General features: G+C 62.6%; 8 protein-coding genes and 1 pseudogene. 5 read left to right on the plus strand and 4 right to left on the minus strand.

The annotated features are described in order from the left end of the window. Positions 1 to 26: 26 nt before the first annotated feature. From CCR96_RS14895 to cynS, 4 genes and pseudogenes are all read left to right on the plus strand, one after another. Positions 27 to 1,508 (plus strand): CmpA/NrtA family ABC transporter substrate-binding protein, encoded by a 1,482-nt coding sequence (locus CCR96_RS14895; protein ID WP_201220891.1) that lies wholly within the window; start codon positions 27 to 29, stop codon positions 1,506 to 1,508. A gap of 229 nt (positions 1,509 to 1,737) precedes the next feature. Further along, complete coding sequence (ntrB, locus tag CCR96_RS14900) at positions 1,738 to 2,568, plus strand: nitrate ABC transporter permease (protein ID WP_201220892.1); 831 nt, start codon at positions 1,738 to 1,740, stop codon at positions 2,566 to 2,568. Positions 2,569 to 2,573: 5 nt separating this feature from the next. Continuing rightward, positions 2,574 to 3,428: pseudogene (locus CCR96_RS14905) on the plus strand (ABC transporter ATP-binding protein); the annotation flags it as partial. 389 nt (positions 3,429 to 3,817) lie between these two features. After that, positions 3,818 to 4,258, plus strand: a complete 441-nt coding sequence (gene cynS, locus CCR96_RS14910) for a cyanase (protein WP_201220894.1) — start codon at positions 3,818 to 3,820, stop codon at positions 4,256 to 4,258. A gap of 182 nt (positions 4,259 to 4,440) precedes the next feature. On the opposite strand, the gene CCR96_RS14915 is transcribed toward cynS, so the two are convergent. The 3 genes from CCR96_RS14915 to CCR96_RS14925 all read right to left on the minus strand — a co-directional run bounded on the left by CCR96_RS14915 (position 4,441) and on the right by CCR96_RS14925 (position 10,127). After that, positions 4,441 to 5,382 carry a sulfur oxygenase reductase family protein gene (locus tag CCR96_RS14915; RefSeq protein ID WP_201220895.1) on the minus strand — a complete coding sequence of 314 codons (942 nt, stop codon included), beginning with the start codon at positions 5,380 to 5,382 and terminating at the stop codon, positions 4,441 to 4,443. A 263-nt stretch (positions 5,383 to 5,645) separates the two neighbouring features. Further along, entirely contained in the window at positions 5,646 to 9,197 is a 3,552-nt protein-coding gene (locus CCR96_RS14920; RefSeq protein WP_201220896.1) for an EAL domain-containing protein, read from the minus strand. 420 nt (positions 9,198 to 9,617) lie between these two features. After that, positions 9,618 to 10,127 carry a DUF1269 domain-containing protein gene (locus CCR96_RS14925; RefSeq protein ID WP_201220897.1) on the minus strand — a complete coding sequence of 170 codons (510 nt, stop codon included), beginning with the start codon at positions 10,125 to 10,127 and terminating at the stop codon, positions 9,618 to 9,620. Between the two features lie 460 nt (positions 10,128 to 10,587). On the opposite strand from CCR96_RS14925, the gene CCR96_RS14930 reads away from it, so the two are divergent. Beyond that, a complete protein-coding gene (locus CCR96_RS14930; RefSeq protein WP_201220898.1) occupies positions 10,588 to 11,643 on the plus strand; it encodes a DUF481 domain-containing protein in 1,056 nt (351 codons plus the stop codon). Here CCR96_RS14930 and CCR96_RS14935 read toward each other — a convergent pair. After that, on the minus strand, positions 11,621 to 14,605 hold the full coding sequence (locus CCR96_RS14935) for a mechanosensitive ion channel domain-containing protein (RefSeq protein WP_207191973.1): 2,985 nt from the start codon (positions 14,603 to 14,605) through the stop codon (positions 11,621 to 11,623). The two genes, CCR96_RS14930 and CCR96_RS14935, sit on opposite strands and share 23 nt — an antisense overlap. Between the last annotated feature and the right edge of the window lie 148 nt (positions 14,606 to 14,753).

Consider the following 14,753-nt stretch of genomic DNA (forward strand, 5'->3'; position numbering starts at 1 on the left):
TGACCCAAAACCCCGCGGAGAATACAATGCCATATCAGAGCCTGGGCAATCCCTACGACCCCGATCTCGACCTCAGCCACGCGCCCGGCTGCGCGTGCAGCAGTTGCTCATCCAGTTCCTCATCGCACAGGCACCATCAACAGGCTCAAGCGCAAGACCCGATCGAGCACCACGCCTCAGCGACGACAGCCGCGCAGCGACTCGCGCCCCAAGAACTCCACGCCCCCCAAGCGCCCCAAGCACCCCTCTCCCAAGAAGCCATGCTCGACCGCGTCGTCGAGAGCGCCATCGTGCGCGGCGTCTTCGGCCACAACGAGCTGAGCCGACGCAGCTTCCTCGGCCTGGTTGGCGGCGGCACCTTGGCCAGCATCCTCGGCAGCCTGCTGCCGATGGACGCGATCAAGGCCGCGGTGCAAGAGAGCGGCGGCCCGCTGGAGAAGACCAAGCTCAAGGTCGGCTTCGTGCCGATTACCTGCGCCACCCCGATCATCATGGCCCATCCGCTCGGGTTCTACGAGAAATACGGCCTCGACGTCGACGTGATCAAGACCGCTGGCTGGGCGGTTGCGCGCGACAAATCCCTCTCCGGCGAGTACGACGCCTCGCACATGCTGACGCCGATGCCGCTGGCGATCAGCCTCGGCGCTGGTTCCACCGCCGTGCCTTATCGGATGCCGGCGGTCGAGAACATCAACGGCCAGGCCATCGTGCTGCACAACGATCACAAGGACAAGCGCGACCCGAAGGACTGGAAGGGCTTCAAGTTTGGCGTCCCCTTCGACTACAGCATGCACAACTTCCTGCTGCGCTACTACGTCGCCGAGCACGGCCTCGACCCGGATCAGGACATCCAAATCCGCGTCGTGCCGCCACCGGAGATGGTCGCCAATCTCCGCGCCGGCAATCTCGACGGCTTCCTCTCACCCGACCCGTTCAATCAGCGCGCGGTCTGGGAGAAGGTCGGCTTCATCCACATCCTGACCAAAGACATCTGGGAAGGCCACCCCTGCTGCGCCTTCGCTTGCTCCGAGCAGTTCACCAAAGAGATGCCGAACACCTACTCGGCCCTGCTCAAGGCCATCGTCGACGCCACCTTCTATTCGCAGAAGCAGGAGAACCGCAAGGAGATCGCCGCCGCGATCGCGCCGACCAACTACCTGAACCAGCCGGTGCCCGTCATCGAGCAGGTGCTCACCGGCCGCTTTGCCGACGGGCTGGGCAACGTCCAAGACGTCCCCGATCGGATCGACTTCGACCCCTTCCCCTGGCACTCGATGGCGGTGTGGATTCTGACCCAGATGAAGCGCTGGGGCTACATCGAGGGCGATGTCGATTATCAGGCCATCGCCCAGGAGGTCTATCTCGCCTCTGATGCCGGCAAGACCATGGCCGAGCTTGGCTATCCCGTCCCCGAGACCACCAACGCCAACTACATGATCATGGGCAAGGAATTCGACTGGACCCAGCCCGAGGCCTATGTCGAGAGCTTCGCCATCAAGCGCGGGTGAGGATAGACCGACTGACCGCCCAGCGGCTTTGCTCGACAGGCAGGCCGCTGGGGCTGATGCCGAACCGGACAGTTCAGCCCACGACTCGGCTCCGAGCAGGCCACCAAGACGCGCGGCTCCCAAGTCGCACAGGCGAGCCGGTTTCGAGCTTGGCCAAGCGAGGCCGTCCGACGCGCCTACTGCTCGACCGGCTAATCAACCGATCCATAGACTGAGGACCAACAACCCCATGCTCAAATCCGATTCTTGGCGCGCCGTCATCGTCTCGGTGTCGCTGCTCGTCATCTTCCTTGGGCTCTGGCAGCTCAGCACCCCGGCACCGCAGGCCGAGGAGGCGCTGAGCGAATACGAACTGCTGATGGGCGGCGCCGACCAAGAGGCGCGCGTCCCCTCGCCTTCCGAGATCATCGGTCTGGCGATCAGCGAGCTGTCCAATCCCTTCTATGACGCCGGCCCCAACGACAAGGGCATCGGCATCCAGCTCGGCTGGTCACTCTATCGCGTGCTCACCGGCTTCGGGCTCGCGGCGCTGATCGCGCTGCCGCTCGGCTTCCTGATCGGCATGTCGCCGATGATGTACAAGGCGCTGAATCCGTTCATTCAGGTGCTCAAGCCGATCTCACCGCTGGCTTGGATGCCGCTCGCGCTGTTCATCATCAAGGACTCCGAAACCTCGTCGATCTTCGTCATCTTCATCTGCTCGATCTGGCCGATGCTGATCAACACCGCCTTTGGCGTCGCCGGCGTGCGCAAGGATTGGGTCAACGTCGCCCGCACCCATGAGCTTGGGCCGATGCAGACCGCCTTTCAGGTCATCCTGCCCGCCGCCGCGCCGACCATCCTCACTGGCATGCGCATCTCCATCGGCATCGCCTGGCTGGTCATCGTCGCCGCCGAGATGCTGGTCGGCGGCACCGGCATCGGCTACTACGTCTGGAACGAATGGAACAACCTGGATCTGACCAGCGTGATCTTCTCGATCCTGATGATCGGCGTCGTCGGCATGCTGCTCGACCTCGCGCTGGCCTCGGCCACCCGGCTCGTCACCTACCAGGAGTGACCGCGATGAACCCGCATTTCCTTGAGATCAAATCACTGGCCAAGCGCTTCCCGGCCAAGCAAGGCGAGCTGACCGTGTTCGAGGACGTCAGCTTCGGCATCGAGAAGGGCGAATTCGTCTGCATCATCGGCCACTCGGGCTGCGGCAAGTCGACCATCCTCAACGTCCTCGCCGGGCTCGATGCGCCCAGTGATGGCGAGGTTCTGATGGCCGGCAAAGAGGTGCGCGGCCCGGCACTGGAGCGCGGCATCGTGTTCCAGAACTACTCGCTACTGCCCTGGCGTTCGGCACTGAGCAACGTCATGTTCGGCGTCGCCGCGCGCTGGCCCGGTTGGAGCAAGACCCGCGTTCGCGAGCACAGCCTCAAGTATCTGCACATGGTCGGACTCAAGGATGGCGCCGAGCAGCGCAAGCCCGCGCAGCTCTCCGGCGGCATGCGCCAGCGCGTCGCCATCGCCCGCGCCTTCGCGATCGAGCCCAAGCTGCTGCTGCTCGATGAGCCGTTCGGCGCGCTCGATGCCCTGACACGAGGCACCATCCAGGACGAACTGCTGAAGATCTGCGCCGAGACCCATCAGACGGTCTTCATGATCACCCATGATGTCGACGAGGCCATCCTGCTTGCCGATCGCATCCTGCTGATGACCAACGGCCCGCAAGCGCGGATCGCCGAATCGGTCCGCGTCTCGATCGAACGACCCCGCGAGCGCGGCAGCATCGTGCATGATCCCGGCTACTACCCGATCCGCACCCATCTGGTCGACTTCCTGGTCTCGCGCTCGCACGGACTCTCCGGCTCGGCCAACTCGGGCGCGCCCGGCTCTGGTCATCAAGGCCCGCCGCGCATCGTCGATCCGGCAGAGGCGGCGCGCGGCGCAAGCAGCCTAGGCAGCCCAAGCAACGCCATCGGCAACGCCGTGAGCAACAGGCCGAGCCATGCCATCGGCAAGGGGCCAAGCAATGCCGTAAGCCATTCGACGAGCAACGCAAACGGCGCTACCGATGACCGCTCGGTCGAATCCGGCCCGCTGCTGCGCGCCGTCAACCTCTAAACCGCAGACAAACGCAGAATGGCCCATCAAGCCAACCCGTCGACCATTGCGCACTAAAAGCCTGAACGATGGAATCAACGCGCGCACAGCTGTGACGGAGCCAGCGCAGCGGTTCTTCCACCCGCGCCAACCGTCTGTGCAGCGAGTCATCAACCCGTTGCTTCAAAACCACTCTCAAGCACAAGGGGCATCCGCCAATGACCAAGACCGAGATGAAAACCACCATTCTCGACGCCAAGCAGACCAAAGGCCTGACCTGGGACGCGATCGCCAAAGCCGTTGGGCTCTCCAAGGAATTCACCTGCTCCGCTTGCCTCGGCATGAACAGTCTGAATCAGACCCAGGCCGAGGCCTGTGCCGAAGCCCTTGGACTCGGCTCCGATGTGGTCGCGGCGCTGCAGGCATTCCCGCACAAGACCTGGGATCAGACCGTTCCAACCGACCCCCTCATCTACCGTTTCTATGAGATCGTCGGCGTCTACGGCGAGACCCTTAAGGCGCTGATCCACGAGGAATTCGGCGACGGCATCATGAGCGCCATCGACTACAGCATGGACATCCAGCGCCAGCCCGATCCGAAGGGTGATCGGGTCGTGGTGACCTTGAACGGCAAGTTCCTGCCATACAAATCCTGGTAGTTGCGACTGATCAAGGATCAAGCGCAGGCGGCTCCGTTAGCCGTCACTCGCAGCAGGATCTGAGCAAAATCTGAGGTTTTGAGCAGTACGCCCTGGCGACGCCAGGGCGTGGATCAGGGAAGATCGCGCCAGCCTTAGCGACCTAACGATAAACGGCTTCCGGCCGCGGCACAGCGCAGCCCTTAGCGCAGCCCTTGCAAGACCTCACGATAGGTATGCTCGCTGAACATGCTCTCGGAAATCCGCACCGTCGGCTTGGTAATGCAGTTGTCCAGCACCCTAGTCGCATGCACCATCAGAATCTCCGGCTTCACGTTCACATGCGGCATGCCACTCTGTGCAAACTGGATGTTTTCGAACTCCACCATGGTCAGGTATTCAGCAGGCACCGTATAGCCTTCCCAGACCTCGGCCGAGCGCTCCAGTTTCGCACCCGGCTCGCCGCGCAGCTGACCAAGCATCGACTTCGAGGTCGCCTGGCCACTGCCGAGGGTCGAGAGACCGATGCGCTTTAGGATCTGCCAGCCGAGAACCCCCGGCGTCTCCTCGAGCATCTGCATGGTCTGCACCTCGCCCTCCTCGAACTCCGACTCTTTGCCGGGACGCACCTGGTGCTCGGCCAGCACCATCACCGACTCACCGGTATTGAGTGCATAGCCCTTGACCGCATCGGCGTTGCCGAAACCCTTCTTCATCATCTGGTTGCTCGAGATGAGCTTGGGCAGCGTGCTCTGGACGATGCGGAAGACCGGCTCAACCGGGCCATCCAGTAGCATCCCGCCACACTTGCCGCAGGCCTCGACGACCACGTCCTCAAAGGTTTCATGGAAATCTTCATGCGCCTGCCAGGAGTCCCAGTAGGTGAACTGGTCGATCCAGATGTGAGAGAGCTCAGAGCCCATGTCCGAGCTCGCCGCCCAGCGCATGCCCATCGGGCAGGTACCGCGCTGACGCATCAGATCAAAGCCGCGAAAGCCAGGGGTCAGCGCCGTCGCCAGACACATCTTGCTACTGGCCTCCTTCATCATGCGCATCAGATTCGGATCATTCTTGATCAACACACGATTGATCGCGACATACAGCGGTGACGCTGGCTCGGCATCGAATAGGGCTTTGATATCCATGGGTTTCTTGGCCTCGAGAGAAGAACAGGAGTAGAGCCGATTGACAATTGTCAAGCTAGGCTACCACAAGCTGAATCAGCCTGAGCAGACCGCATGACATCTAATGGCAGAAACCCGGATTCTCCAGCCGCGAATGCCTGTTGCTCGAACGCCAGACAGCCGCTCGCTTGATCCCATCGCTCCGTCGCACCAACCAGGCCATGCCGAACCTGAAGCGATCAGGGCGCGGAAGGATCGGGGCTTGGCGGCTTCGGGCCAGTTGCTCACTGATGCCAGCGGCGCTCTTTGGCCCAGGCGCTGAGCCAGGGCAGCACATGCTCGGCTGGCATCGGGCGGGCGATCCCATAGCCCTGGGCATACTCACAACCCATCTGCTGCAGCAGCAGGCCGATCTCGAATGACTCCACCCCCTCGGCGAGTACCGGACGCGGCAGGGTGCGCGCCATCAACAGCACGCCTTCGACAATCGCTCGATCCTCGGCATTGTCGAGCATGTTGAGCACGAAGCGGCGGTCGATCTTGACGATATCGATCGGCAACTGATGAAAGTAGGTCAGCGATGCATAGCCAGTGCCGAAATCATCGAGTGAGAAACGCACGCCGAGCCGCTTGCAGTCACGCATCACCGCCGCCGCGGCCACCGCATCATCCAAGCGCGCGATCTCCAATAACTCGATCTCCAAGCGCGCCGATCCGACGGCAATCAGCTCAGTGCCTCGTTCGCCGATCTGCTCGCCATCTAAAGCGCCCGCCTGCTGGCCATCTTGCCCGCCCGCCTGCTGGCCACCCGGCTCAGTGCCCAATTGGCCCGCTCGCGCGCCCGACCGCTCGGCATCCAGACCGAGCGCGCGCTCCAGGAAAACGCTGAAATTCCGCTCCTGCAGCTGGCGCGGGCTGATATTGACGCTGATCAGGAACTGATAGCCTTGCTCGCGCCAACGCGCTTGTTGCGTCAAGGCCTCATGGATGAGCCATTCACCGAGGGCAAACTCGAGCGGGCTGTCCTCGATGATGGGCAGGAACTGATCCGGCCGCAGCAGGCCTTTGTGCGGATGCTGCCAGCGGATCAAGGCCTCAAGCCCATGCACTTGCCCATCGGCGAGCCGGATCTTCGGCTGGTAATGCAGGACCAGCTGGTTCTGCGTCAGGGCTTGGGCAAACTCCTGATACAGTCGCCGCTGCTGCCGGGTCCGATGATCGCGGATCGGATCATAGAGCGTGTAGCCCGCGGAGCCGCGGCGCTTGGCCTGAAACAGGGCCTCGTGGGCATGCTGCAGCAGGGCGTCTGGCCCGGCTTGATCGATCGGGAACAGGGTCAACCCGAGGCTGACACTGAGATGCAGGTGCTGTCCCTCGACGCTGAGCACCCGCGCAACGCGGCGCTGGATCGCTCGCGCCCGGTCGATGGCCTCGGCGCTGGTCGTCAGCTCGGTGAGCAGCAGCGCGAACTCATCGCTCCCCATGCGCGCGACAGACTCCGCCTGGTGCACCGCGCGACGCAGCCGGCCCGCCAGCTCGATCAGGACCGCGTCGCCAAAGGCGCGACCATCACGCGCATTGATCGCCTTGAAGTCATCGACGTTCAGATAACAGATGGCGACCAAGGACGACGCTTGCGCGTCGGCCTTGGTGAGCTCGCCGAGCCGCTCGATGAATTGCAGCCGATTGGGCAGGCCGGTCAGGCTGTCGTGATAGGCGAGATGCTCGATCCGCGCCAGCGCCTGCTTGTAGGCGGTGATGTCGGTGGCGATCTCGACCCGCACCAGGCGGCCGTCGCTCCAGCGCAAGGCGCGATCACGCAGCGCGTACCAGCGCTGGCTCTGGGTGTTGAAATGCTCCCATTCGTAGAAACCGCTCGGCTCACCGGAGGCATCGAGCAGTTTGTCGTTGGTGCAAAAGGCGCAGGGCGACGCAAGCCCTTGCAGCACCTCATAGCACTGCCGGCCAGCGCCATCGCCCCAGACCACCCTCGCGGTCTCGTTCATGAAGACCAGATCGTAGGTCTCCATATCGGTTACATAGACCGCCGCCGCCATCGCATCCAGCAGTTCACTGACGCGCTGGTGGGCGTCGCGCAGCACCCACTCGCTGCGTTTGCGCTCACTGATGTCGCGCCAGATGCCAAACAGGTAGGCGCGACCTCCGACGCTGATGGCAACGCCCTTGACCTCGACGGTGAGGAGGCGACCATCGGCGGTGCGATGACGCGCCTCGAAGGCGTACTCGCCGCGCTCATGGGTTTGTATCAACCGTTGCCTGATCTGATCGGCCTCTTCCGGGACATCGAGATCGGCGACGTTCAGGGTCAGGAAGGTCTCGCGGTCATAGCCATACTGCTGGCAGGCGGTCGCGTTGATATCCACGAAGTTGCCTTCGAGGTCGACCACCGCGATCGCATCGCCCGCGCTGTTGAACAGCTTGCGGTACTTCTCCTCGCTCTCCAAGCGCGCGTCATGGGCCGCCTGAAGCTCGGCGGTACGCGCCGCCACCTGGCGTTCGAGATCGGCATTGAAGGCGCGGATCTGTTGCTCCAGGGCGCGCCGTTCGCTGATGTCCTCGACCACCACATTGATGCCAATCACCTCGCCATCACCGCCCAACAGCGGGTGATAATGCTCGAGGTAAAACCGCGGGGGGCAGGCTGGATCGCGGCTCGGGATTTGGATCTCCTGATCGCGCAGTGGCTCGCCGCTGGCGATGACCTGCTTTAGCCTTGGCTCGAGGGTGGCGGCCAAATCCGGCACCATCTCCCGCAGGCCGCGCCCGAGATGGGCGGCCACCGGATGCCCATTGGACTTGGCCAGGCGCTCATTGATGCGCCGATAGCGCAGCTCGGTATCCAACACCGCCAGTCCAATCGGCGCGGTATCGTAATAGGTTTGAATCTCGGCCAGTTGGCGCCGAGCGGCATCCTCGCGTTCGAACAGGCGCTGCTCGGCCTGTTTGCGCGCGCTGATGTCCTGAGTGATGCCAGCAAGATGGGTCGGCTCGCCCTCGGCATCGCAATAGACCCGACCCAACGCGCTGATCCAATGCTCGCTACCGTCATCCCAGCGCAGCCGGTATTCGGCGGCATAGTCTTGCCGCGTTTGCAGGCTGCGCTCGACCAGCAACTGGACGCGCGCTCGATCCTCGGGATGGATGCGCGCCATAAAGCCAGCATAGCTCGGCGGCTCACCCGCTGGCAGGCCCAGATGGCGCTTGCAGCGCTCGGACCAGAAGAAGCGCTCTGGTCGCAAATGGTATTCCCAGACGCCCAGCTCGGCGCCATCGATGGCGAGGCGCAACTGATCGCTGGTCAGCGCATGCCGCTCGACCTCGGCGGCAAGCTGCTCGGTGCGCTCCTCGACCCGCCGTGCCAGTCGCTGCTGCTCGATCTTGGCGCGCTGCTCGGCGCGCTTGCGCTCGGTGATCTCGGTCGAGATGCCGATCAGGCCGATGATGCCGCCCTGCTCGTCGCACAGCGGCGCCTTGACGCTCCAGAACGTGCGCGGGCGCTGGTTGGGCAGGGCAAGCGTCTCTTCGAGGGCAATCGTCGCTCCGGTCGCCAACACCCGCTGATCGGTGGCGATCACCTCGGTACAGCGTTCGGGGGCGAACAGCTCGAGGTCCGTCTTACCGATCACCTCATGCAGCGCCGCCCCCCAGAGCTGGCAGGCGAGCTGATTGGCGTAGGTGTGGCGGCCTTCAAGATCTTTGGTATAGAGGTAAGTGCTGAGGCTATCGAGCGCGCCGAGTAGCGCCGGGAGTGCGATCTGGCTGCGCTGAAGGTTCTCAGGCAGCTGTTTGCTGTTGTCTTGCTCGCGCTGCAGCATGTCTACCCTTGTTTTCCTATAGGCGAGGCTCGTCCAACACAAATCAAATGCGACGAATGCGTTGCCGAGCATTCGATGCCAAGCCCATCCAGGGAACTGGGCGCAGGCACGGCGAATGTTTTCGCGACAACATGCTAGGCAAAATCATCAACAGAGTTCGAGATCTACATCACAAGCGAGGGGGTTGACAGCAACGAGTGGCCTCAGGAATCGCCTCCGGTTGATCATTATCAATCGCGACCAGGGCTCATCCTGCGTGAGTGGCGCGACAGATTGCGGCACAAACGCGAGATCGACCGGACGCAGCATGCTCGCGGCTGGATCTCGCTACTGTTGCTCGATGTCGATCGTTGCAGATGGCCGGCTCCACTGCTGGCCGAATGGGATGATCAGCGTCGAGCGTCGGCTGATACAGCGAGATCAGGTAGACGACTCTCCAGATTGGGTTTCCAGAAACTCACGCAGCGTGTCTTCACGATCCTTCTCGAGCGAGGTCTGAAGCACCTTGCCCTTGCCACGGAATTCAGACAACCCTTCGAGCACCTTATCCGCCGTCACCTTGCGCACCAGGACAAAGACCGCGGCGCAGCCGGGCTGGAAATTCGCCGCCAGGCCTTTCATGAACTCATCATTGATACCGATATCAGTGAAGCGTCCCGATAGCGCGCCCGCACCGGCGCCGATCGCCGCACCCAAGAGCGGATTCAGGAACAGCATCCCGATCAGCATTCCCCAGAAGCCACCACCGACGGCACCGGCACTGGTCAGATTCACCGCTTGATGGAGCTTGACCTTGCCCTTCTCGTCACGGGTAGCGACGACGATATCCTCGATATCGATCAGGTAGGCCTTCTGCATCTTGGCCAATTCGGCGCGAAGCTCGAATGCAAGCTCCTGATCCGGAAACGAGACTACGATTAAATCACTCATTGTTCACTCCGATGTCATAAAAGACGATTGATTGAGCAGCCGGCACGTCAAGTGCTTTCGCGCCAATGCGATCAATTCCGCGGCAGCAGGATCACGCCGAGCTAGCCGACATGAATCCGGCATGTTTTAATCTCAACGCTGCCGCTATAATGGCTAAATGAGGCTTGAAAGGCCACGCTCACGGATTAGAGTCAGAGGCTATGCCATCTGTTGTTACTCTGGATGCTGGCACATAGAGAGATCATCTCTTGCCTGAACGGCCACCCATTCTTCCACGCATCACCAGCCGTGAATCGAGCTTAACAGCCCGCATCAATGGCGGCAACAATTCTCGACCAAAGACCGAGTCTTGCAATCGACAGTAGGTAGCACGGCTTAGAATCACTTGCTTTCTGCGCTTGACTTTTGCGTAAAGCATAAGATGACCAATTCAACACACCTGGAACGACGACATTCACTCATGACTTTCTCCATCGACAACCTTTACAAACCAAGGCTGATGGCACCATCACAGCTCGCTGTGGTCGGCCTGTTAGCCACGGCCACGGCGGCAGCCGACGAGATCATCATGCAGAACGGTGATCGGCTGACTGGTGATGTGATCCGCCAAGACAAGGGTCAGCTCCAGTTGCAGACCGCGTACGCGGGCACGATCAGCATCGATTGGGACCAGGTGCGAGAGGTGGTCCTCGACGAACCGGCCGCGGTCCTGCTCGACGACGACCGCGTGATCGAGGTCGCCAAGGTCACGCACAGGCAGGATCAGGTGCAGCTCGACCCTCCCGGTGATACCGAGCCGATGTCGCTGCCGCCCGAACGGGTTGAGATCATCGAGCCCGAGCCCTGGGAGATCGGCAACGGCTATCGCCTGAACGGGCGCGTCAACCTCGCCCTTCAGGATGAGACCGGCAATGCCGAGAGCACCGAGCTTGATCTGGATTTCGATCTCAGGTACCGCCGCCGTTGGCACGAACTCGAGACCTATGGACAGCTCGAATACGACACCACGCGCGGCATCAAGACCACCGAGAACTGGACCCTGCTGAACAAATACACCCGGCGATTTCCAACGTCACCCTGGTATGGCGCGGCCTGGCTTAGACTCAAACACGATCGTTTCGCTGATCTGCGCCTGCGCTACCTGGCCGGACCATCGCTCGGCTATCAATTCAATACCGACGATGACATCCGTCTGAGCGCCGAGATCGGGACGATCTATCTGCACGAGGACTTCTATGAACATGAAGACGCCAAGCGCTGGGGACCGGGCGTCTTCATCGACTATGAGCAAGACCTGTTATCCGATCGGCTGCAGTTCTATCTCAATGGCATGGGCTTCAGCGCCATCAATGGACAAAGCAAAGACCTGTGGGTGTCTTGGACCGGCTTTCGCATCCCGCTCATCGGCGGCTTCATCGCCAGCATCGAATACGAGATCGACTACGATAGCGATCCCGCTCAGGCCACCAAGACCAGCGATGAGACCGTTCGTCTCAAGCTGGGTTATCAATGGTAGCGGAAAGCGTCGAGGCCCCGCCTAAGTCGAACTCAGGCAGGCGGCGCAGCAGCAGCTCCTGGGTCGGATAGGCGAAGGCGACGCCGGCCTCCTCGAAGCGTTGGTGAATGCCCAGATTGATCGCCTGCTGCACATCCATATAGAGCGCATAGTCTGGGCTGAGCACGTAGTAGACCGTCTCGAAGACCAGCGCAAAGTCCCCAAACGCCGCGAAATGCGCACGATCGAAGCGCGCGTTCGGCAGGCCTTCGATGACCTCGCGAATCATCACCGGAATCCGTTCGATCAGATGACGCGGGGTCTGGTAGGTGACTTGCAGCTTGAAGGCAATGCGCCGCTCCTTGAAATGCTTGAAGTTGTGGATGCGGCTGTTGAGCAGATCGCTATTGGAGAGCACCACCAGCTCACCAGAGAGACTGCGGATGCGCGTGGTCTTGACGCCAATATGCTCGATCACGCCCAGGGTCTGCCCGGACATGATGAAGTCACCCACCCGGAAGGGCTTGTCGAGGATGATCGCCATCGAGCTGAAGACATCGCCAAGGATGTTCTGGACGGCAAAGGCGATCGCCAAGCTGCCGACGCCAAGCGCGCCGACCAGGCCGGCGACGGGATAGCGGAAATAGGCCAGCAACGAGACCACGACGGTGATCCAGATACCGACCCGCAGAAAGAACTGCAGCAGCCCATAGGCGGTCACGGTTGAGGGGTCGCGCATCTCCTGGCGGGTCCGCCGCCGGCTGAAGTAGTCGACCATCGCCGCATTGGCCCAGATGCCAAGCTGGATGTAGAAGGCCACCACCAGCAGGGTCCAGAGCCAGTCCTTGACCGTCGGACTGGCCAGTCCGGAGAAGATCATCGCCACATAGAAGGCGGCGATCAGCACGAATAGCTGATTCGTGTTACCAGCGATGGCCGAGAGTGCCAGCCGAAAGTCGCCATGGGTCGCCGTTGGGTTCTTTGCCTTGCGCCGTTTCAAGGCCCGCCGCGCGCCCATCCGCAGCAGCGAGACCACCAAGATCACCACCAGAAACATCAGTGCCGCGACCGCCAGCTCACGCGCGCGAATGCTCTGATCGTCAATCACCAGGATCTCAGCCTCCCACCAGGTGCTGATCGTCTCCTGCGCTTGCAGGAGCTGCAGCGACAGCGTCTGTTCTTGCACCAAGGCCTCGGCCTGGGGGCGCATGCCCTCGAGCAGCGCGATCAGCTCATCCTGCACCTCGAGCAGCGCGCGGCCATAGCCTTCAGCGAGCTCTTGAGCTTGGCTGCGAACCGCCATCGCCTCGCGCGCGCCCTCGCTGAGATCAGGATCACGCAGGCGCCGCGTCTGTGCGAGCTGGATCGAGCGTAGGGCGTTGAGACGCTCCTCGACCTCGTCCTTTTCGGCCTGGGCCGCCGCGGTCTCCATGATGATCTGCCGCAGCAGCGCCGCGAGGTCGAGCGACTCCGGTTCATTCATGAGCTGATAACGCTGCTTCCAGAGCCCACGCATCCGGCTCAGCGTGTCGACGGCCGCGGTTAATGAATCAATACTGACACGCGCCGCGGTGAGCTCAGCCTGACGCGTCGACACCCACTCCTTCAAGGTCGCTTGGTCCGCGTTATCGTCGGCCGCGGCGAATCGGCGCTGCGCCTGATACAGGTCGGACTCCGCCTGATCCCCGCTGCGTTGCAGGGCCTCGATCTGCGCGTTCATTTCCGCCTCGGTCGCCGACAGCTCGCTGAGCCGCTGATCGAGTGCATCGCGAGCGAGTTCGACGCGCCCCTCGAGAAAGGCGATGCGCGCGTCCAGGATCGTCTGTTGGATCTCAGCAAGTCGATCCTCGTTGCGCGTCAGCTCGAGCGCACTCTGGTGACCAGCCAATTGCTGCCGAGCCAGCAGTTCCCGCAGGCGCGCGAGCTCGAGTTCCTGCTCGAGCGCAGCCCGCTCGGTTGCGCTGATCCCATTTCTCGCACCATTCCGATCAGCCGCTGTCAGTCGATCACGCACCGCACGACGCGCACGCACCGCCGCGGTCAGCGCCTTTTCAGCGTCATTCAGACGACGCGTCGCCGTCTCAATGCGTGTCTCCGCGACCTCCTCGAGCCCCTGCGTCATCGAGCGCTCGGCGCGTTGCTGATCGAGCAGCGAGATCGGAAATGGCGGCTCCATCGCCACCCCGTCGCGTTCGATCGTCTCGAGCTGCTGGCTTCCTTCCTCGAGGTCAGCCTCACTCGCCTGCAAGCGCCCGCGCAGCGTCGCGCGCCGCTGCACCGCAATCCGCAGCTCGCGCAGCACCTCGATCTTGTCGCGAATCTTCGCCACCCTCGCCTCGAGCGCGCTGAGTACAAGCTCGCCTTCAACGGCCTCAGCGCCGGCGGCGGTAGCGGCATCAGCCTCCGCATCGGCCCCAGCCGCTGCATCGGCCCCAGCCTCTGCTTCGGCAGCGGCATCAAGCTCCGTGTCTGATTCGCTGGCCGTCGCCTCCTCATCGCCCGCCTCCCGAGCCTGACTCAGGCCGCTCGCCGCCTCAGCATCGGTCTCCGACGCCTCCCGAGTCCCCGCTTCAAGCGCCGCGGCCGCTTCCTCGGCCGCCGCCTCGGCGGCATCGAGCGCGGCCTCCTGCTCCGCGATCCGCGCATCGATCAGATCGAGCGTGACCTGAAAATCCTCCGCCGAGGTCATCGGCTGAGGCAGCGACGGCAACCCGACCGTCGCCGGATTGAACGGCAGCGCATCGGCCTGCCGGTCGGCCGGCGCGGGTTCCACCTCCGCCGGCGCCTGATCGCCTTCAGTGCCCTGCTCGGCCGGCGCCTGATCGCCTTCAGTGCCCTGCTCCGCTGGAACCTGATCGCCCTCAGCACCTTGCTCCGATGCTGCGGAGCGCGGGATCGCGGTGCCATCCTCCTGCGCCGATACGGGGATTGGCAGCAGCAGGGCAAGTCCTAGCAGAGAGACCGATAGGCGATACTTCAACATCATAAGCGTTTTCAAATCAGGAGATTGCGTGGGCAGGCCAGCGCGGAACGCGGCCGCTGAGCGGCGCAATGCCAGAGGCCAAGGGGCAGTCTATCGGCTCGAGCGCACCGGCAGCAACCGCGCTACCCAAGTCGACAAAGGCTGTGCA

Source organism: Halochromatium roseum, assembly GCF_016653315.1.
GTDB lineage: Bacteria > Pseudomonadota > Gammaproteobacteria > Chromatiales > Chromatiaceae > Lamprobacter > Lamprobacter roseus.